Source organism: Olsenella profusa F0195 (assembly GCF_000468755.1).
In the GTDB taxonomy this organism is placed as follows: Bacteria; Actinomycetota; Coriobacteriia; order Coriobacteriales; family Atopobiaceae; genus Olsenella_F; species Olsenella_F profusa.
In genome coordinates, this window is sequence record NZ_AWEZ01000051.1 from 1 (window position 1) to 547 (window position 547).

The 547-nt window shown below is 66.5% G+C and carries 1 pseudogene; it reads left to right on the forward strand.

The features are described from left to right. Positions 1-521, forward strand: a pseudogene (locus HMPREF1316_RS14465) (hypothetical protein); the annotation flags it as partial. Positions 522-547: the final 26 nt, after the last annotated feature.

Here is a 547-nt window from a genome sequence, read left to right on the forward strand (position 1 = left end):
GGATCGACGAGACCTACGTGACGGACGCCTCGCCCATGGGGGACCCGGACTGGAGGCCGAGGAGCGGCCTGTCCAGGAACAAGCTCTGCATCGCCGTGGCCATCGACGCGCGCAAGGACATGGTCGCCGTCGTCTGCGGCCACGGCAAGCCCGGCTCGGGGAGGATAAAGGACGCGCCGCTCTCCCACATAGCGCCGGGCTCCACCATAGTCCACGACATGGGGAAGTCGCATGGGGCGCTCGTCAGGGCGCTCGGCGGGACCGACGAGGCGTACAGGGCCGACACCCGCGACCCCGCCCACCTCGAGGGGATGCGGCTCGCGAACAGCCTCTGCCCCTGGATCAAGCGCTACCTTTGGCGGTTCCCGGGGATGAGGCCGGAGAACCTGCAGGACTACCTCGACTGGTACGTCCACCTCTTCAGGGTCAAGCGCGACGACGAGACGTGGCCCAAGCTGGAAAGGGTGGTTCGCCACCTGGTGATGACCGACGCCACATACCGCAGGTCAAGAGGGGTATAGCATCACCCGTTTGGTCTACTGGTAGA